General features: G+C 41.8%; 19 protein-coding genes, 1 tRNA gene and 1 other RNA gene. 2 read left to right on the top strand and 19 right to left on the bottom strand.

The window, feature by feature from the left end:
• Window positions 1–46: 46 nt before the first annotated feature.
• The 8 genes from LXO72_RS04500 to dnaG all read right to left on the bottom strand — a co-directional run bounded on the left by LXO72_RS04500 (window position 47) and on the right by dnaG (window position 9,172).
• On the bottom strand, window positions 47–3,148 hold the full coding sequence (locus tag LXO72_RS04500) for a DNA polymerase III subunit alpha (protein ID WP_233331657.1): 3,102 nt from the start codon (window positions 3,146–3,148) through the stop codon (window positions 47–49).
• Window positions 3,149–3,277: 129 nt separating this feature from the next.
• Window positions 3,278–3,365: transfer RNA gene (locus LXO72_RS04505), tRNA-Ser, on the bottom strand.
• A gap of 132 nt (window positions 3,366–3,497) precedes the next feature.
• Window positions 3,498–3,845, bottom strand: a transfer-messenger RNA (tmRNA) gene (gene ssrA / locus LXO72_RS04510).
• A 76-nt stretch (window positions 3,846–3,921) separates the two neighbouring features.
• A complete protein-coding gene (locus tag LXO72_RS04515) occupies window positions 3,922–4,722 on the bottom strand; it encodes an ABC transporter ATP-binding protein (protein WP_154858459.1) in 801 nt (266 codons plus the stop codon).
• Between the two features lie 9 nt (window positions 4,723–4,731).
• Entirely contained in the window at window positions 4,732–5,439 is a 708-nt protein-coding gene (locus LXO72_RS04520; RefSeq protein WP_154858461.1) for an ABC transporter ATP-binding protein, read from the bottom strand.
• Window positions 5,440–5,594: 155 nt separating this feature from the next.
• A complete protein-coding gene (locus tag LXO72_RS04525) occupies window positions 5,595–5,924 on the bottom strand; it encodes a metal-sulfur cluster assembly factor (RefSeq protein ID WP_006596590.1) in 330 nt (109 codons plus the stop codon).
• 345 nt (window positions 5,925–6,269) lie between these two features.
• Window positions 6,270–7,382, bottom strand: a complete 1,113-nt coding sequence (rpoD, locus tag LXO72_RS04530) for an RNA polymerase sigma factor RpoD (RefSeq protein ID WP_048689399.1) — start codon at window positions 7,380–7,382, stop codon at window positions 6,270–6,272.
• A 2-nt stretch (window positions 7,383–7,384) separates the two neighbouring features.
• The gene (gene dnaG / locus LXO72_RS04535) at window positions 7,385–9,172 is read right to left on the bottom strand and encodes a DNA primase (RefSeq protein WP_233331658.1); all 1,788 of its coding nucleotides are present in this window, start codon (window positions 9,170–9,172) and stop codon (window positions 7,385–7,387) included.
• Window positions 9,173–9,411: 239 nt separating this feature from the next.
• On the opposite strand from dnaG, the gene mscL reads away from it, so the two are divergent.
• Window positions 9,412–9,789 carry a large conductance mechanosensitive channel protein MscL gene (mscL, locus tag LXO72_RS04540; protein ID WP_048689389.1) on the top strand — a complete coding sequence of 126 codons (378 nt, stop codon included), beginning with the start codon at window positions 9,412–9,414 and terminating at the stop codon, window positions 9,787–9,789.
• Window positions 9,790–9,890: 101 nt separating this feature from the next.
• Here mscL and rpsU read toward each other — a convergent pair whose 3' ends face one another.
• The 4 genes from rpsU to gla form a co-directional block, all read right to left on the bottom strand.
• Window positions 9,891–10,067 (bottom strand): 30S ribosomal protein S21, encoded by a 177-nt coding sequence (gene rpsU / locus LXO72_RS04545; protein ID WP_000048054.1) that lies wholly within the window; start codon window positions 10,065–10,067, stop codon window positions 9,891–9,893.
• A 143-nt stretch (window positions 10,068–10,210) separates the two neighbouring features.
• Window positions 10,211–10,522, bottom strand: a complete 312-nt coding sequence (locus LXO72_RS04550) for a hypothetical protein (RefSeq protein WP_048689384.1) — start codon at window positions 10,520–10,522, stop codon at window positions 10,211–10,213.
• Between the two features lie 30 nt (window positions 10,523–10,552).
• The gene (locus LXO72_RS04555) at window positions 10,553–11,176 is read right to left on the bottom strand and encodes a class I SAM-dependent methyltransferase (RefSeq protein WP_125329602.1); all 624 of its coding nucleotides are present in this window, start codon (window positions 11,174–11,176) and stop codon (window positions 10,553–10,555) included.
• Between the two features lie 126 nt (window positions 11,177–11,302).
• Window positions 11,303–12,172, bottom strand: a complete 870-nt coding sequence (gene gla, locus LXO72_RS04560; RefSeq protein WP_048689380.1) for an aquaglyceroporin Gla — start codon at window positions 12,170–12,172, stop codon at window positions 11,303–11,305.
• A gap of 205 nt (window positions 12,173–12,377) precedes the next feature.
• Between gla and LXO72_RS04565 the strand changes: the two genes are divergently transcribed.
• Window positions 12,378–13,346: an NAD(P)/FAD-dependent oxidoreductase gene (locus LXO72_RS04565; protein WP_233331659.1), complete on the top strand. Its 969-nt coding sequence runs from the start codon at window positions 12,378–12,380 to the stop codon at window positions 13,344–13,346.
• A gap of 37 nt (window positions 13,347–13,383) precedes the next feature.
• Here the strand turns inward: LXO72_RS04565 and whiA are convergent, their stop codons facing one another.
• The 7 genes from whiA to LXO72_RS04600 all read right to left on the bottom strand — a co-directional run bounded on the left by whiA (window position 13,384) and on the right by LXO72_RS04600 (window position 18,352).
• Window positions 13,384–14,304 (bottom strand): DNA-binding protein WhiA, encoded by a 921-nt coding sequence (gene whiA / locus LXO72_RS04570; protein ID WP_048689373.1) that lies wholly within the window; start codon window positions 14,302–14,304, stop codon window positions 13,384–13,386.
• Entirely contained in the window at window positions 14,301–15,278 is a 978-nt protein-coding gene (locus LXO72_RS04575; protein ID WP_233331660.1) for a YvcK family protein, read from the bottom strand. The genes whiA and LXO72_RS04575 overlap by 4 nt, the downstream gene beginning before the upstream one ends.
• Window positions 15,275–16,171 carry an RNase adapter RapZ gene (gene rapZ, locus LXO72_RS04580; RefSeq protein WP_223355769.1) on the bottom strand — a complete coding sequence of 299 codons (897 nt, stop codon included), beginning with the start codon at window positions 16,169–16,171 and terminating at the stop codon, window positions 15,275–15,277. The genes LXO72_RS04575 and rapZ overlap by 4 nt, the downstream gene beginning before the upstream one ends.
• A gap of 111 nt (window positions 16,172–16,282) precedes the next feature.
• Entirely contained in the window at window positions 16,283–16,660 is a 378-nt protein-coding gene (locus tag LXO72_RS04585) for a RidA family protein (protein ID WP_125335397.1), read from the bottom strand.
• Between the two features lie 16 nt (window positions 16,661–16,676).
• Complete coding sequence (locus tag LXO72_RS04590; RefSeq protein WP_006596601.1) at window positions 16,677–16,838, bottom strand: hypothetical protein; 162 nt, start codon at window positions 16,836–16,838, stop codon at window positions 16,677–16,679.
• 23 nt (window positions 16,839–16,861) lie between these two features.
• The gene (gene obgE / locus LXO72_RS04595) at window positions 16,862–18,175 is read right to left on the bottom strand and encodes a GTPase ObgE (protein ID WP_233331661.1); all 1,314 of its coding nucleotides are present in this window, start codon (window positions 18,173–18,175) and stop codon (window positions 16,862–16,864) included.
• A gap of 45 nt (window positions 18,176–18,220) precedes the next feature.
• Window positions 18,221–18,352: a DUF4044 domain-containing protein gene (locus LXO72_RS04600; protein WP_006596603.1), complete on the bottom strand. Its 132-nt coding sequence runs from the start codon at window positions 18,350–18,352 to the stop codon at window positions 18,221–18,223.
• Window positions 18,353–18,503 lie beyond the last annotated feature (151 nt).

Here is an 18,503-nt window from a genome sequence, read left to right on the forward strand (position 1 = left end):
GATTATAACACAAAGAGGCTCAAATTTCTCCTATTTTCCGTAGATTTTATCGATAAATCGTTTTCATAGCAATACTTGCCAGTTCATTTTCTAACTTCTCGTTTTTCTGGACGGAAACTCCTTTTAATTGAATGGTCTTTTTCTCCTCTTCATAGCGAATAACGACAGGATAAGGACCTGGATAAGCTTTTAAAATATCTAAGACTGCCCGGTCCTCCTGGTGATCAAACAATTGAATCCAAAAACGCTGATTGGTGGCTTCTTCTGCTTCCATTAAAACCATCTGAAGACGACCATCTCTAGATTGCACTTTTCCTTTGAGATAGTAATAGCCCTTCTCTCTTATTTTTGAGCTATAGTGGCGATAAGTATCAGGAAAAAGAGTGACATCCATCTTCTTTTGGAGATCGGAAACTTGTAAAAAGGCCATATTTTCTCCATTTTTGGTTCGGATGGTCCGGATCGATTGAACTTCAACCAGGATAGTGGCCTGTTCTCCTTCGCTTAAAGAGGCGATCGGTCGAGTCGGTTTGCTACTTGCTGCTACAATTTCCACCAGAGGATGAGGGCTGAGACCGACCCCAATGACCCTCTGCTCCATTTCATACTTCTCAGCCTTGCTATAATCCTCGGCATCCATCCAGGAATAATTGGCTTCCCCAAACAAACTCCCCAATTCATCCGCAAAGACAAATAGGTTAGGAAGGTTCTGAAGGACTTTTCTGCGATTCTTTTCAAAGCAGTCAAACAAGCCTAATTCTACCAGTGGCGTTAAAAGAGGAAGTTTGTGGTATTGGCTAGGCAAGCGCAAGATAAAATCTTCAATGCTCTCAAAGGGGCGTTGGTCAATAATCCAATAGGCTAGATCTTTTGGAAGACCTTTGATATTTTTCATTCCTAGATAAATCTTCTGATCTTGGAACTTATCCTTATAAGGAATGGTATTAATAGTCAAAGGAGCTACTTGGAAATCAAATTGGAGCGCATCGGTCAAGTAATCACTACTAGAGTAGTTGAGCATAATGTCAAAGAAGACATCTGGATAATGGACTTTAAAGTAAGCCAATTGGAAGGCCAAGGCTGAGTAGGCATAGGCATGGGAACGGTTGAAGCCATAGCCAGCAAATTTTTCCATAATAGCAAAAACTTGCTTGGCTTTTTCTGCACTGTGCCCAAGCGCGACAGCACCTTTGATAAAGTCATCTTCCATCCGATGCATTTCTGCAACATTCTTTTTCCCCATGGCCCGTCTGAGGATATCGGCTTTTCCTAGACTAAAGCCAGCAAAGGTCTGGGCCACCTGCATGACTTGCTCCTGATAGAGCATGATGCCATAAGTTGGTGCTAGAATGCCTTCCAAACTAGGATCGATCATATCCACCTTCTCTTTGCCGTGCTTGCGTTTGACGAAATTATCAATATAGTCACTAGCCCCAGGTCGGTTCAAGGAAGTTGTCGCAACAATCTCCTCAAAACAATTGGGTTGAACTCTTCTAAGCAAACGAATAGCTCCCGCTTGCTCAAACTGGAAGATTCCCTTGGTATTTCCCGCAGCAAACAAAGCAATCGTTTCCGGATCTTCTAGAGGAATATCCTCAATCTTAATATCCTTTTGATATTTTTCCTTTACTGCTTCCTGCATCCGTTGAGCAAAGGTCAAATTTCGGAGTCCTAAGAAGTCCATCTTGAGCAGACCATTTGCCTCAACACCATGGGCATCATATTGGGTCAGATTCATCTCCTCACCCATCTTGATTGGGATTTGATTAGTGAGGTCTTCTCCACTCATGACGACTCCTGCTGCATGAATCGAGGTCTGGCGTGGTTGCCCTTCAATCCTCTTCGCAATTTCATAGCCCTTCCGGTATTCTGGGCGACTTTGGATGGCTTGGCGAAAAGCTACATTCTTTTCATAAGCAGAAGCTAAGGTATCCCGTAAGCCAATCCGCTTGGTGAGATTGGTTAACTCATACTCTGGGGTTCCAAATCTCTTAAAAACATCTCGAATAGCTTGTTTGGCTCCAAAAGTTGAGAAGGTCACAATTTGGGCCACATGAGGACTGCGGTAGCGATTTTTAACATACTGGATAAATTTGGGACGATAGACATCCGGAATATCAATATCAATATCTGGCATGGTATAGCGCTCTAAGTTCAAGAAACGCTCAAAGAGGAGATTGTTCTTGACCGGATCAATCCCTGTGATATCTAAGGCGTAGGCTACTAGACTACCAACTGCTGAGCCACGGCCCATCCCCATATAGTAACCTTGGCTTCGACCAAACCGTAACAAATCCCAGACAATCAAGAAGTAGTCATCAAAGCCCATCTGATGGATGACAGCTAATTCATGACGCAAACGCTCTTGGTAAACCGTCTGGTCCAGCCCCTTGCTTCTCAAGCCCTCCTCAGCCAACTCACGCAATTCCTCGACTGCAGGTTTCTCTGGATTAAAACGGGGAAGCTTCAACTGCGTATCAATCTCATAATGAACAGTCGCAAGGGTCTTCTCTAGATAAGAAATACTATCTGGATAATTATGAGCAAAGGCCCGCTCCAACTTTTCTGGTGGCAGTAACATCATAGAAGTGTCAACAGCTCCTACTTCCTTCAGACTGCAATTATTACGAATGGCATGGAGCATCTGAAGACTTTCCAAATCACTCGTAGAAAAATAGCGGACTGTATGGAGGGGGAAAACAGGACGAGAAAACTGTTTCGCTGGAGTATCTGGAAAGACACCAATCGCAAAGTCTTGGCCCAAGTCTAAATACTCAATCCCTTCAAAATAGGGAACGATGATGGCTAGATCATCCAACAAGTGTTGAAAGGCCGACCAGTCAGTTGTCCCCATCATTTTCATGCTGGAAATCTTGATTAAATGTTTATAACCTACGGTACCTAACGCAAGCAAACGGATAGACAAAGGACCCGTTGGTAAATCAACTTCCAAATCAAGACCTAGGACAGCCCCAATACCAGCTTTTTGGCACTCTTCTAAAAACTCGTAGGCCCCATATAAATTATCTATATCCATGAGACCAATTTGTTGGTAACCCATTTCTTTGGCACGCTGAATATAGTCTCGAATAGAGACTAAACTGTCCATAAAGGTATAAACCGATTTTGTGTCCAGTTGTGTAATCACCTTGCACTCCTTTTCGTCCGTTCTTACCTTCTATTATACAGGAAATCCGACAAAGAAGACACTCTTACCCATTGCCAATCCTGCCTAACAAAAAAAAACAGATCAACTGATCTGCTTTCCTTTCTCTTACGGAAGACATGGGATTCGAACCCACGCACGCTGTTACACGCCTACCGCGTTTCCAACACGGCCTCTTAAGCCTCTTGAGTAATCTTCCAAACTAGTATCCATTATACGGAAAAGCGCTCCTCCTGTCAACAAAAAATTTAGGAATCCCTCACAAAATATCATTGCTTGATAGAATTTAAGGAAACAAAAAACGACAAGGATTTGTCGTTTGCATATATAAAAATGGAGCCGGTGGGAGTCGAACCCACGTCCAAACATCTGCCAACATATTTGTCTACAACCATAGGTTATGTATTGCTTTAACAGCTCCTCGACACATAACTCAAGCCAAGAAACTGCGAGTCTATCAATCTCTTATCAAACTGCTAGACAAAGTTTGATCGTATCTCGCTAAAATTAAGACCTGTCATCAGACGCGAGCAATCCGAATCGGGTCACGCCTGCTGGTTTTTAGGCAGCTAGAGCGTAAGAAGTGTTATTTTTTGCAGTTATATTTAACTGAGCGTTTACGTCGCCACACGAGTCGCAAAATATGCCTCATAATGCCTGTCGAATCCGTAACGACCCCAAAATGATATACTCAAGTGTATCATTTTTTGGATAAAATGGCAAAAGAAAAAGAGGAATTCCTTCCTCTTTCATTCTTATTGTAAGTTCAATTTGAATTTTGTTACATAATGAACGGTAAAGTACATCGCTACAATTTTTACTAGTTCATAGATATAGGCTGGAACAAAGTTAACAACCAAGACATCACTAAGAGTATCATAATAGCCACTTGACAGATATGAAAGACTGGATAGATCCACTGTAGGGAACATTCTTCCAATGATGCTGAGGACGATCCAAAGAATAAATCCAAAGACAAAGGCCATCACGACACGATTGTTAATAAAGAGTTGACCCAGTGAAATCGCACAGTAAAGCATTAAAATTCCTGAGATGGTTGCTAACAATTGGAAGAACAAGATTTGCCAGAGCAGAGGGGCACCAATACGTCCAAGAAACAGACCAAACAACTCAAAGATATTCTGTTGATGAGCAAGACCGATCACTCCTAAGAAAATAAGCAAAGAAAGGATCAAGCTAATAAAACAGAAGATACTCCAAATCAAAGCAGATGTCGCTTTTGCAAGTAAAACAGTATGAGAGCTAGTTGGCAGGGTCCAGGTCAAATACCCTTCGCGACCAAAAATATTGTTGTAAAAACGACGAATAATAATGATATAGTTGGTCAAGGTCAAGCCAATGTAACCCGCAAAAATGACCAAGACAATAATTCCCCCAATAGTAGAAGCTGTATCTGCTGAATAGCTTGCTGCACCAGTAATGATACTTGAACCTAGCAAACCAGCAAAAATAGAGAGAATAGCAAGCACACCCGAAATAATGAGATACCACTTATAGGTTGCTTTTAATTCATATTTCATTAATTTCCCAAACATAAGAACCTCCTAATACATTCTAAATTGTTCACGGAAGATCTCATCAATCGATTTACCGTATTGGTTGCGAAGAACAGTTGTGTTTTCATGCAACAGAATACGACCTTGATTGATAAAGAGTGCTTCATCCAAGACTTGTTCAACGTCCGCAATCAAGTGGGTTGAAATCAATACAGATGAGTTTGGACGACGATTTTGAATGATGGTTCTAAGAATGTAGTCACGCGCAGCAGGGTCCACTCCACCAATTGGTTCATCGAGAATGTACAAATCCGCTTCACGGCTCATGACCAAAATTAATTGAACTTTTTCTTTATTCCCTTTAGAGAGTTGTTTCAACTTTTGCTCTGGGTGCAATTGTAAATCGTTCAACAATTGATAAGCACGTTGCACATTGAAATCTTTATAGAAGTCTTGGAAGAAACGAAGGGTTTCTGAAATCTTCATATTCTCATCCAAATAAGTTGTATCTGGTAAATAAGAAACGACTTGTTTGGTTTTTGCAGACGGCACTTGGCCATGGATATAGACATTACCAGAAGTTGGTTGCAAAAGCCCATTCACTAATTTGATAATAGTGGTTTTCCCACTTCCGTTTGGTCCTAACAAGCCAATGATACGACCCGGTTGAATATTGACACTAACATCGTATAAGGCAATATGCTTACCATACACTTTTTGAACATGGTCTAAGTAGACCAAAGGGTACTGATTCATAATCTTCTCCTTAATTTAATAATGATTCTATTATAACCTTACTAAGAAGTGATTGCAAGATATAATCGTAAAAGAAGATAGAATGTTCGTACTATTTGACATCCAAACCATCTTCACTAAAAAAAGAGGAACATCTGTCCCTCCTTTAAAACTATTTATTTAATTCCCAATGCAATCCGCGCATAGCGACTCATCTTCTCAACCGTCCAAGCTGGATACCAGACCAATTTCACATCAACCTTGGTCACTTCTTCCATTCCTGTTAAGGCATCATAAATCTGATCCGTCAGCAAGTCTGCTAATGGGCAACCCATGGTGGTTAGGGTCATATCGATTTCTGTTTCGCCGGTTTCACCATCAAACCGAATTTCGTAGACCAAACCGAGGTTGACAATATCAATACCTAATTCAGGATCGATGACCTGCTCTAGATTTTCAAGAATACGGTTTTTAATTTGTTCGATTTCTTCTGTCGTATAACTCATTCTTCTCTCCTTCTTCACTCGGTTCAACCCCAGGAAGAATTTTTTTGTTTACAGCAATCCCATTATCCTAGGGGCTCCATAGCTATTCCCCCAACCCTGAATCGCTATCAAATTGCTCGACTCGGGTTAAAAAGGTCCCCCGGACATGGGTCGCTCTTCTTTTTCTAGGCGACCGTTAAAAAGATCCCCCGGACATTCCTCGCTTCCGAATTTCTGGGCTCGGGTTAAAAAGGTCCCCCGGACATGGGTCGCTTTTATATTTCTAGGCGACCGTTAAAAAGATCCCCTGGACATTCCTCGCTTCCGAATTTCTGGGCTCGGGTTAAAAAGGTCCCCCGGACCTTTTTAATCCTCTATAAAGTCACGCAATGGTTTGCTTCTGCTTGGGTGGCGGAGTTTGCGGAGGGCTTTGGCTTCGATTTGACGGATCCGTTCACGTGTCACGTTAAAGACTTTCCCCACATCTTCCAAGGTCCGCATTTTTCCATCATCCAAACCGAAACGTAAACGAAGCACGTTTTCTTCCCGGTCTGTCAAAGTATCGAGGACTTCATCCAACTGTTCGCGTAGAACCACTCGAGTGGTGTAGTCGACTGGATTTTCAATCACTTCGTCTTCGATGAAATCTCCCAAATGGCTATCGTCTTCTTCCCCGATTGGTGTTTCAAGAGAAACAGGCTCTTGAGCAATCTTCAAGATTTCACGGACCTTATCAGGCGTCATATCCATGCGTTCAGCGATTTGTTCAGGTGTTGGATCTTGTCCCAATTCTTGCAAGAGATTGCGTTGTTCACGAACCAGCTTGTTGATGGTTTCCACCATGTGTACAGGAATTCGAATAGTACGGGCTTGGTCTGCAATAGCACGAGTGATGGCCTGACGAATCCACCAAGTCGCATAAGTAGAGAACTTGAACCCTTTGGTATAGTCAAACTTATCAACGGCCTTCATCAAACCCATATTTCCTTCTTGGATCAAATCCAAGAATTGCATCCCACGTCCAACATAGCGCTTCGCAATAGAAACAACCAAACGAAGGTTGGCTTCTGCCAAACGTTGCTTGGCTTCCAAGTCTCCTTGTTCCACCAAGATGGCCAATTCTTGCTCTTCTTCATTGGTTAAAAGAGGAACGACCCCAATTTCTTTCAAGTACATCCGTACTGGGTCATTGACCTTGGCAGAGTTGCTTCCAAGCAATTCTTCATCCGTCAACTCTGGTTCTTCCTCTTCATTGTTCAAGACACGCGCACTTGGATTTCCTTCCTTATCTGTGATGGAAATTCCAGCATCTTGAATCCGTTGCAACAAATCATCAATCCCATCGGCATCCAAGGTAAAAGGAATGACCAATTGATCATTGATTTCATCATCTGTTGCAGTACCACTTTTTTTATGACTACGAATAAACTCTGCAATTTGGACATCTAAAGTTGTGATATCTTTTTGTTCTTTCGCCATTCCTACTCCATTCTTCTTTTTTGAGCGATTAAGCGCTCGAGTTCCAATAAAGCCTGATCCGCATCTCCACTGTGAGAGGCTTCTCGGACTTTTTTTCCTATTTGTTGACTTTCTTTACGGAGAAGTTCCCGATTTCTCGTTTCTTCCACTTCTTCCAACTCATTCTCCGCTATTTCATCCGGTAAGTTTTCTTCTAGCATCAGATACCAAGCCCGTTGCACTTCCTCTGTCTGCTCTGACAAATCCTGCGATGTCACTTCTCCATTTTGACAAAGAAGTTGGTACAAGGTTTGCAAGGCAGGAGTATCAAATGAAAAATCTGTCCGAAGACGATATTCATTTAAAACATAAGGAAAGTCCTTCATCCGATGAAGGAGATGATTCTCAGCCCGAACCAGGCGAGGTAGTTGCTTTTGCACGACAGTTGGACTAGCAACTGGAGCCTGTGTCTGAACTTGTCCTTGCTCCTGACGCTGGCTACGCATCTGAAGTCGACTAGCATTAACCGTCTGTTCTACCTGCAAATAATCAAAGTCGACCAAGAGATCGGCTAATTTATAAATGTAGGTATTTTGTGCCGTTACAGATGGCGTCTGAGCTATTAAAGGAGCCATTTTTTCGACAAATTCAATCTGCGCCTGCAAATTTTCAATATTATCTGGCTTCCAATAATCCATGAGAAACTCTACGCGACTGAGACGTGTTTTTTCCAATAAGTCCGCCAAAGCTTGAGGAGAATTCTTATTGAGATACTCGTCTGGGTCCATCTGATCAGGAATCTGGACGACCTCTACCTCCTGTTTTTCCAGGACTTCCAAAGCCTTTGCTGTCGCTAGCCTTCCCGCCTTATCCCCATCATAGGCCAAGATAACCTTTTTGGTAAATTTGCTCAGATGGGCCACATGTTCCTGCGTGAGGGCTGTTCCCATGGAAGCGACGGCATTCTCAATCCCAGCTCGGTAGGCTGCGATGACATCCATGAATCCTTCCATCAGATAAAGCTCATGGTTTTTCTTAGCGACCTGCTTGGCCTTGTCCAAATGGTAGAGCTCATAACTCTTGTTAAAAAGGAGCGTAGCGCGGCTGTTCTTGTATTTCCCCTGAGGCTTTGCTCCCTCAGCTGATTCACGCCAGAGTCGACCAGAAAAGGCAATGACTCGACCAGTATCATCCGACAAGGGAAACATGATGCGATCTTGAAACGCATCATACATGGTCCCCCTATCACTAATATGAAATAAACCTGAGTCGGCCAGAATATTTTCTGAAAACTTCCCTGAAACACTCTGAAGCAAATAATTTCCTTCTGCTGGTGCAAGCCCTATTTGAAAATGCCGAAGAACCTCATCATCAAGCCCTCGGTCATACAAGTATTGCCGAGCCTCTTCACCCATCTTTGTCGTCATCAGGATGGCATGATAGAACTTGGCAGCCTCTTGATGTATCTCATAGAAGGGCTGTTTCCCATCTGCTTGTTGGGGCCTAGACTGACTTGGAGGAAGAGTCTGGACACGAATGCCCACCTGATCTCCGACAATTTGAACAGCTTCCATGAAGGAGACACCACGATAGTCTTCAATAAACTTAAAAACATCGCCTGAGCGACCACAACCAAAACAATGATAGAATTGTTTATCCTCGACCACATTGAAAGAAGGGGTCTTTTCACCATGAAAAGGGCAGAGACCTAAAAAGTTTCGTCCTGCCTTTGTCAATTGAACGACTTCTCCGATTACATCTACAATATTCACACTGTTTTTAATTTCTGAAATCAGTTGTTTGTCAACCATAAACAGTGCCTCCATTTTACCATAGAATATCATTAACTATTTTAAACTAATTTTTGTCAATTGTAAATCATCCGCATTGATTTTCACCCGATTTTTCCACATTTTTCCTGAGTTTTGAAAGCCTCCATTTTCCTTAAATCAACTTTTTAAAAAAATTTGAGCATATTTATTGAATACGAAAAAAATTTCAGTTATACTATGCTCTGTAAAAATTTATTATGAAAGGACATATTTAGGATATGTTAAAAGATTTGAAAGCTTTTCTCCTTCGTGGGAATATTGTTGACCTTGCTGTCGCAGTCGTTATCGGAGCTGCATTTGGAGCTATCGTAACATCATTTGTTAACGATATCATCACTCCACTTATTTTGAACCCAGCTATGAAAGCTGCTGGTGTTGAAAAGATTGCACAATTGTCATGGAACGGTGTTGCTTACGGTAGCTTCTTGAGCGCTGTTATCAACTTCCTTGTTGTTGGTACTGTTCTTTTCTTCGTAGTAAAAGCTGCTGAGAAAGCTCAAAACCTTGGTAAAAAAGAGGAAGCTGCTGAAGAAGAAGCTGCTCCTACTCAAGAAGAGTTGCTTGCTGAAATCCGCGACTTGCTTGCAAACAAATAATCAGATAAAAAGATCCGATCTTCTAGCTAGAAGGTCGGGTTTTTTATCTTCAATTTTTCTAGAGAAACAAAAAACAGACCGAAGTCTGTTCTTGTATTCAATTAGAATTTTTTACGTTTACGAGCTGCTTCTGATTTACGTTTACGTTTTACAGAAGGTTTTTCATAGAATTCACGTTTGCGTGTTTCTTGAAGAGTACCAGCTTTAGTAACCGCGCGTTTGAAACGACGAAGAGCATCGTCAAGAGATTCATTCTTACGTACTACTGTTTTTGACATGTTTTTCACTCCCTTCAAGTTCAAGATCTATTCTATTCTACACGGAATTCTGTAGATTGTCAAGAAAAAGTTAAAGGAATTCATCTCTCACCATCATCTTAGCTTCAAAACTGTGCTAGAATTTCAGATTTTGGAAAATCCTTTCATTCATAACGATCATAAAGCTTTGACACTACTTGTTCGAATGCTTCCAATTCCTCCCAATAATTCGTTGGGAGATTGCGAATTCTACTTAGATCATTTGGATCAAAATGATAGACCATATGGCGCAAAATTTGACATTCAATCCAACGTAAGTCTTTCAGTTGCTCAAGACTAACAGAATCCATCCTTTCTAGATACTGACAAAGAGCAACAAGTGCGTCTGAATGAAACTCTTTCTCCTCATGCAAATAATATAGAAAACTAAAATAACCAGCTCTTCTATTATCTTTTATTATATTCCTTTCTTTCATCCCTACTCCTAATAATAAGCATTTACTGACTTAATTCGTCTCTTTTACAATCTTATAAAGAATCCATCGCCCACTCTTCTGACTTGTTAAAAGATTCAGTCCTTTTGACGACAAGAACTTACTAAACTCATCCTCCACTTTGAATTGTGGCAAGAAATAAACTAATTTTTGCCATTCACAAGCTAGCAAAAGCAGTCCATCTGATGTAAGAACTCTTCTTAACTCCGTAAATGAAGTCTCTATATCCTCCCAATGAAAATGCGTTTGAAAGCCTGTTATTAAATCAAACGTTTCATCAGGATAACCTGTCTTTCTAACATCTTTTCGTTCAAACTTAAGGTTTAAACTTTCCGAATCCTTCGCTTCTGAGATAGCAGTTGCTGAACTATCGATTCCTATAACTGTACTTCTTGGATAGATTTCTTTCAAAAAGATACTTGAACGACCGTTTCCTACTCCTACATCTAGTATTCTATGGACATCATTTTTATCCAGTTGTCTGGTTGCCCACACATACATAGGAAAATAAGTATAATTCCAAATTTTCATCATTCCTTTCCCGAGTATTCCTGTAGGATTCTTTGACTGCTGAATTAGATGATGCATTAAGAAATATAAAAATAATAAGCAGATGGTAATAATTATAATTAACAAGCTACTAACTCCTTTATTAAAATAACACAATTAAAGCCCCATAAAAAAACAGACTTAATTATTGTTTCTACACGAAACTTTCTTAAAAAAACACTTTCCGTAATGTCTACGAAAAGTGTTCTGGTCTTACTTATAAAGGAAGGTAAAGAGGGCAATAGCAACGATTGCAGCCAAGATTGGTGCTACAACTGGTACCCAAGCGTACCACCATTTTGAATCTCCCTTGTGTTCACCTAAAACAGATTTTGGAAGGAAAGCGTGAACCAAACGTGGACCAAGGTCACGTGCAGGGTTCAAACCAGGTCCTGTAGGACCACCAAGTGATGTCACCAAAGCCATAACGAGGAATCCAAGTGCCAAGTGAGCCACTCCTAAACCAGGAGCATGTGCTTGTGACAAAGCCAATTTTGCGGCTGTTGAAGAAGCATCAAAAATCCCTCCCTGCTCAGTCGCTGCTCTTTGAGCTAGAGAAGCAACCTCTGCACCAAAGAAGTGTTTTGTCAAGGCAAGTGCACCGAAGAAAAGGACGAATGATCCAGCAAACTCATTGACGAAACCATTGATGGTTGCTGCTTTACGTGATTCTGGAGTTCCTTTATCCAAGCTAGAAATCGTTGAGAATGTTCCCAAGATATTGTTTGGATTTTCAGTTTGAAGGTAGTAAGGACGGTGAGTCGCAACGACAACCAATTGCCCAAACATAGCCCCAAGAAGTTGAGCAACGATGTAGTATAAAACATTTTCCCAAGGGAAGAGTCCGCTAACTGCAAGACCAATCGTAAAGGCAGGGTTGATATGGTTACCAGAAACGTTACCAAACATCAAGGCTGGCATCATAACACCTATTCCGTAGCCAATCGCAATCACGAGCCATCCACTTTGATGCCCCTTGGTACCCTTCAACTCAACGTTTGCAACGGCACCATTTCCTAAAATAATCAATAATGCTGTTGCAATAAATTCGGTCGCAACTTTAACCCAAAAATCAAATTGCATTTTTGAATAATCTCCTTATAAAAAAAATAATAATAATTTATTCTAACAGATTATCGAACACTTGTAAATAAACCGAACATTATTTTTAAAAAATATATCTCAATCCCCTGATTCATTCTTTTTAATCCTTGTACCCTCCTCCACTTTCTATTTATCTCCGAATTATGATACAATAGGACTAGTTACACATCACAAAGGAGATCTCATGTCTGAAATCTATGACATTACCATTATCGGTGGAGGCCCTGTAGGACTCTTTGCTGCCTTCTATGGCCATATGCGTCAAGTAAAAGTAAAATTGATTGATTCCCTTCCTCAACTAGGTGGTCAACCCGCTATTCTCTATCCTGAAAAACGAATCCTGGATGTCCCTGGTTTTACGAACCTGACTGGAGAAGAATTGTCCCAACGGTTGATCGATCAATTAGAAACATTCGAGACTGACATTTGTCTGAACGAAACCGTTTTGGACATTCGTAAAAACGAGAATCACTTCCTCATTGAAACCAATAAAGACCAGCATTTCAGTCGTGCTGTTATTATTGCGATGGGTGGTGGTGCCTTTAAACCTCGTCCTTTAGAAGTGGATGGGGCTGAAGAATTCGAGAACGTTCACTACCATGTTTCAAATATCCAACAATATGCCGGCAAACAAGTTGCTATTCTAGGAGGAGGAGATTCAGCTGTCGATTGGGCCCTAGCCTTTGAAAAAATCGCACCGACATCTCTGGTCCATCGTCGTGATAATTTCCGCGCTCTCGAACACAGCGTTGAAGAATTGAAGGCTTCGTCCGTCTCTATTCAAACTCCTTATGTTCCTAGCCGTTTAATCGGAGAAAATGGCCGTGCCAGCCATCTGGAAATTAGCAAGGTTAAATCAGATGAAACCCAATTACTCCCCATCGATGAACTCTTTGTCAATTATGGCTTTAAATCATCCGTTGGGAAATTGAAAGAATGGGGCTTGGACCTCCAACGTCATAAGATCCTGGTGAACCGCAAACAAGAGACCAGCCGAGAAGGCATCTACGCTTGTGGGGATTGTTGCTTCTACGAAGGAAAGATCGACTTGATTGCGACTGGATTAGGTGAAGCTCCTACTGCAGTAAATAATGCTATAAACTACATTTATCCAGATAAGAAAGTCCAACCAGTCCATTCGACTAGTTTGTAAGAAAAAACCTTTGAATCAATGATTCAAAGGTTTTTTCTTATAGTTCATCTAGCTCGTCTGCTATCTTATTGATTTTTCGCAAGCGATGATTGACGCCACTTTTGGTTAAGGGAGTTTTCAGGGCATCCGCAATTTGCTGGATGGAATAGTCGGGATTCTGGATTCGAACATAGGCAACTTCCTGAAGTTCGACCGGAAGACCACCTAATCCAATGGTATCCATGATTTTGACGATATTGTTAATGGTCTTCATACTAGCTGTGACCGTGCGCGCAATATTGGCCATTTCAGCATTATTGGCTCGATTGAGATCATTGCGCGCTTCTCGCATGACCTTGACAGACTCAAATTCTTCCAAAGCCTGCTTGGCTTCTACCAAGATGAGGAAATCAATAATATCCTCTGCCCGTTGCAAATAGGTAACGACTCCTTTTTTGCGTTCGATGGTCTTGGCATCTAACAAAAAGTGTTGCATCAGGTTAGCCAAGTCCTGAGCATGGTCGGAATAAACAGAGCTAATTTCTAATTGATAGCGGCCAGACTCCGGATCCTTGATGGTCCCACTTGCTAGGAAAGCGCCTCTCAGATAAGCTCGACTCGCTTCATCTTCTTCTAAAATTCTTGGGTCAATCCCAGTCTCTATACCAAAGAAAGAATCTGCTAAGTGCAGGTCTGCAAGAATCTCTTCGACTTTTTCATCGATAGAAACAGTATAGACGCGATTCTTTTTTAAATTGGTTTTTTGGTGGTGACGAATGTCCGATTTGACCTGATAAAACTCTACAATCAATTCGTAGATATGGCGGGCAATCTTAGCATTCTCCGTGGTCAAGGACAAGCTTAAGCCCCCCATACTCAATCCCAAGCTCCCAGACATCTTAATCAGAGCAGACAACTCACTTTTTTCGAAGCGATGTAGGGTCAAAAGCTCCTCTTTTACTTTAATGGTAAAACTCATTTAATCACCTGTACAATTTGCATCAGTTCATCTACCACAGCTCCTCCATCGTGGAAGGCGCCGCCGTTTTCCAAGCGAAGGAAATTGCTTGAAATAACTCGGGGAACCTGCGATTTTAGACCTGCAAAATCGTGTTCTACTTGAATCAGGTATTCATCAAAGCGATTCGTGTCCATATATTCTTGAGGGACTTTTTCAATATTGACCAAAACAGTATCAATAAAGGGCTTCTTCAAGTGTTTATGAAGGACGGAAACATGGTCACTATCGGTAAAGTGTTCTGTCTCCCCACGTTGGGTCATGATATTGCAGACGTAAGCGACCTCTGCTTTTGTTTCAAGCAAGGCCTGACCAATTTCTTCAATCACTAGATTAGGAAGAATCGATGTAAAGAGTGATCCTGGTCCTAAAATCACCATATCACTTTCTAAAATCGCATCTACTACTTTTCGACTCGCTTTCGGCGTCTCATCGTTATAGGTATTGGTGACATAGACATAATCAATCATGCCCTCATGATGGGCGATTTCACTCTCACCAGCCACCTCTGACCCATCCATAAAGACGACATGAAGGGTCAATGGTGTATCACTAGAAGGATAGATTTTTCCTGTCGTATGGAAAAATTTAGTCAGCAATTGCATGGCATTATAGGTCGATCCCTGCATTTCAGAAATCCCTGCAATAATCAAATTCCCTAGAGGGTGCCCAGCTAGTGGTCCATCGTCTTCCGCAAAACGATATTGAAAGACTTTTTCATAAAAGCGAGGCATGTCTGACATGGCTACTAGCACATTTCGCAAGTCGCCCGGTGGTGTCAATTGATGAATATTTTTTCGAAGTTCTCCAGAACTACCACCATCATCCGCCACTGTCACAATAGCTGTAATTTCAACATCTTTTTTTCGAAGGCTGTCCAAAATAACGGAAATCCCTGTACCGCCTCCGATGACGGTCATCTTTGGTTTTCTCATGAACGATTCACCGTTTCTTTCCGTCGATCTTTGTCGCGATGACTCATATTCACCGTCCAATCTTTCGCTAGATCCCGTCCAAGACGAGCTGCAAAGGCTACTGAACGGTGTTGTCCACCTGTACAGCCCACTGCAATCGTCAAAACGGATTTTCCTTCTCGTTTGTATGCAGGCAAGATAGGAGCAATCAAATCGTAAAGATGACGATAAAACTCCTCTGATTCTTGATGGTCCATGACATAGTTATAGACATCATCATCCAAGCCTGTTTGATTCCGTAGCTCTGGTTGGTAATAAGGATTCGGTAGGAAACGAACATCAAAGACCAAGTCCGCATCTAAAGGCAAACCATACTTAAAACCAAAGGACATGACTTCAATCCGAAACTCAGGCTGGCTATCTTGTCTGGAGAATTGTTCAGCAATCACTTTTCGAAGATTACGAGGAGTTAGTTCCGTCGTATCAATGACATTTTGACTCATGTTTTTAAGTGGAGCCAAAAGTTCCCGTTCCAACGTAATCCCATCCAAGACGCGCCCATCAGCTGCCAGTGGATGACTTCGACGGGTCTCTTTGTAGCGAGCAACCAATTCACTATCGGTCGCATCCAAAAAGAGAATTTTAAAATCAATCCCCTCGTGGTTCTCTAATTCGTCCAAAATGGAGCGAATTTCTGCGAAGAAAGACCGGCTCCGCATATCCACTACAAGAGCCAACTTATTGTTGTCCATCGACAGTTGAATCAGCTCAATAAATTTCGGCAAGAGAGCTGGTGGCATATTGTCGATGGTGAAATAGCCCATATCTTCAAAGGATTGAATGGCTACAGTCTTTCCTGCACCACTCATTCCTGTCACAATGACCAGTTGAATTGTTTTTTCTGTATCTGTCATCCTAATCACCTTTTCCTTACAAAAAAGGAGGAGACCATCATCTTTCCAGTTGGTCAGTCGATGGCTCTCACTCCAGCATTCTTATTTCCCGAATGCATTCCTCTATTCAGACTATACTTCTGCAATGACTTCAATTTCAACTTTGACGTCGCGTGGCAAGCGAGCCACTTCTACTGCAGAGCGTGCTGGAAATTCACTTGAAAATGCTGTTTTGTAGACCTCGTTAAAAGGTACAAAATCATTCATATCACTTAAGAAACAGGTTGTTTTAACCACGTGATCAAAGTCCGTTCCAGCTTCCTCAAGGATAGCAGCAATATTTTTCAAGACTTGTTGGGTTTGTTCTTGGATGGTTTCTCCAACAATTTCACCTGTTTCTGGTGAAAGAGGAACTTGCCCACTTGCAAATAAAAGATTGCCCACAATTTTTCCTTGAACATAAGGTCCAATTGCTGCCGGTGCTTTGTCTGTGTGAATTGTTTTTGCCATTTTCTTCTCCTGATTCCTAATTTTCACTGGATGCTGCTAATTTTTCCCGTTCTAACCGTAACTTACGTTTGGGATTCAGCTTATTAAAGAGTTCTTCCAATTTTTCCGCATTCCAAACGTCTGCAGCAGAGACAAAATTTCCGTCTTTATCACGAAAGGATATAGGTTTATCTCCCATCTTCTTCTCCTCTTTAGCTCTAACTAGTCAACAAATTCAAATTCGAATTTACCGATCCGAACGATATCTCCGTCTTTGGCTCCACGCGCACGAAGGGCTTCATCGACACCCATTCCACGCAATTGGCGTGCAAATTTCATGACAGACTCGTCGCGATCAAAATTGGTCATATTGAAGAGCTTCTCTAGCTTATCACCAGACAAGATCCAAGAAGCATCATCATCGCGATTGATTTCGAAGGCTGGTTGGTCCTCATCAAAGCCGTAGTAGACTTCTTCTTGCGCCATATCTTCTTCTGTATAGAGCAAGAATTCTGGTGTTTTGTCTAACAAGTCTGCCGTTGCTTCTAACAAGTTGTCCAAACCTTGATGCGCCAAACTAGAGATTGGGAAGATCTGTGGCAGGTCATCAAACTCGTCGTAGTTGGCTGCCAATTTTTTCTTGAACTCTTTCAAATTTTCCTGGCTATCTGGCATATCCATCTTATTCGCCACGATAATCTGAGGACGTTCCATCAAGCGAAGGTTATAAGTTTCAAGCTCTTTGTTGATTTGAACATAATCTTCATAAGGATTGCGTCCTTCACTGGCTGACATATCGATGACATGCAAGATGACACGGGTGCGCTCGATGTGACGAAGGAACTGAGTCCCCAGTCCAACCCCTTGGCTAGCCCCTTCAATCAATCCAGGAAGGTCTGCTACTGCAAAGGATTCACCTGACGGCGTCCGAACCATGCCCAAATTTGGAACGATGGTTGTGAAGTGATAAGCTCCAATTTTTGGTTTGGCAGAAGTAATGACACTGAGAAGAGTTGATTTCCCTACTGATGGGAAGCCAACCAGACCAACGTCTGCCAAGACTTTGAGTTCTAATTCGAGTTCGCGTTCCTGACCCGGTTCCCCATTTTCTGAAATCTCAGGTGCTGGATTTTTAGGAGTGGCAAAACGGATATTCCCGCGTCCTCCACGTCCTCCATGGGCTACAATATACTCTTGTCCATTTTCAACCAAGTCGGTAATGACCTTACCAGTCTCAGCATCTCGGACAGTCGTTCCTTGAGGGACCCGTACATAGAGATCTTCTGCTCCCCGTCCGTGCATCCCTTTGGTCATTCCTTTTTCCCCATTTTGGGCTTTAAAATGTCGGTTATAGCGGAAGTCCATCAGCGTGCGCAAGCCTTCGTCTACAACGAAAATGACATTGCCTCCGCGTCCACCATCACCACCCCAAGGGCCGCCATTGGGAACATACTTTTCACGGCGAAAGGCCACCATGCCATCGCCGCCATTTCCAGCCTTGACCTTAATCTTAGCTGTATCTAAAAACATACTCATAGTTTATCGTTTTCCTTTTATAACCAAGTGTTGCTTGGTAGTCCCTTAGTAGGATAGTGCACCCAAAGCTGCAGCAAAGATTGCTCCAACCGTTACAATCAACATAATTACAATGACCAACATAGTCAATTTTTCAAAGAAAGTTTTTTTGCGTTTTCCGTTGTCTCCAAAAGCCACGTTTTTTACCTCAATTACAATAAATTCATTAGCCCTATTTTACCACGAATAAGGGCATTTTTCAAACATCCACCTCTAGACGAAAGAGGACTATTGGATGAAATAATTTTTTCAACATCCACACTTGTTCAAATCCCTTTTCATCTAACTA

Origin of the sequence: Streptococcus sp. XMC (assembly GCF_021341835.1) — a bacterium.
Lineage (GTDB): Bacteria > Bacillota > Bacilli > Lactobacillales > Streptococcaceae > Streptococcus.

Excerpts from the sequence above, each read along its gene's own strand:
- LXO72_RS04515 (WP_154858459.1), bottom strand. The coding sequence starts at position 4,722 with ATGTTTGGGAAATTAATGAAATATGAATTAAAAGCAACCTATAAGTGG.
- LXO72_RS04520 (WP_154858461.1), bottom strand. The coding sequence starts at position 5,439 with ATGAATCAGTACCCTTTGGTCTACTTAGACCATGTTCAAAAAGTGTAT.
- LXO72_RS04525 (WP_006596590.1), bottom strand. The coding sequence starts at position 5,924 with ATGAGTTATACGACAGAAGAAATCGAACAAATTAAAAACCGTATTCTT.
- rpoD (WP_048689399.1), bottom strand. The coding sequence starts at position 7,382 with ATGGCGAAAGAACAAAAAGATATCACAACTTTAGATGTCCAAATTGCA.
- dnaG (WP_233331658.1), bottom strand. The coding sequence starts at position 9,172 with ATGGTTGACAAACAACTGATTTCAGAAATTAAAAACAGTGTGAATATT.
- mscL (WP_048689389.1), top strand. The coding sequence starts at position 9,412 with ATGTTAAAAGATTTGAAAGCTTTTCTCCTTCGTGGGAATATTGTTGAC.
- rpsU (WP_000048054.1), bottom strand. The coding sequence starts at position 10,067 with ATGTCAAAAACAGTAGTACGTAAGAATGAATCTCTTGACGATGCTCTT.
- LXO72_RS04550 (WP_048689384.1), bottom strand. The coding sequence starts at position 10,522 with ATGAAAGAAAGGAATATAATAAAAGATAATAGAAGAGCTGGTTATTTT.
- gla (WP_048689380.1), bottom strand. The coding sequence starts at position 12,172 with ATGCAATTTGATTTTTGGGTTAAAGTTGCGACCGAATTTATTGCAACA.
- LXO72_RS04565 (WP_233331659.1), top strand. The coding sequence starts at position 12,378 with ATGTCTGAAATCTATGACATTACCATTATCGGTGGAGGCCCTGTAGGA.
- whiA (WP_048689373.1), bottom strand. The coding sequence starts at position 14,304 with ATGAGTTTTACCATTAAAGTAAAAGAGGAGCTTTTGACCCTACATCGC.
- LXO72_RS04575 (WP_233331660.1), bottom strand. The coding sequence starts at position 15,278 with ATGAGAAAACCAAAGATGACCGTCATCGGAGGCGGTACAGGGATTTCC.
- rapZ (WP_223355769.1), bottom strand. The coding sequence starts at position 16,171 with ATGACAGATACAGAAAAAACAATTCAACTGGTCATTGTGACAGGAATG.
- LXO72_RS04585 (WP_125335397.1), bottom strand. The coding sequence starts at position 16,660 with ATGGCAAAAACAATTCACACAGACAAAGCACCGGCAGCAATTGGACCT.
- LXO72_RS04590 (WP_006596601.1), bottom strand. The coding sequence starts at position 16,838 with ATGGGAGATAAACCTATATCCTTTCGTGATAAAGACGGAAATTTTGTC.
- obgE (WP_233331661.1), bottom strand. The coding sequence starts at position 18,175 with ATGAGTATGTTTTTAGATACAGCTAAGATTAAGGTCAAGGCTGGAAAT.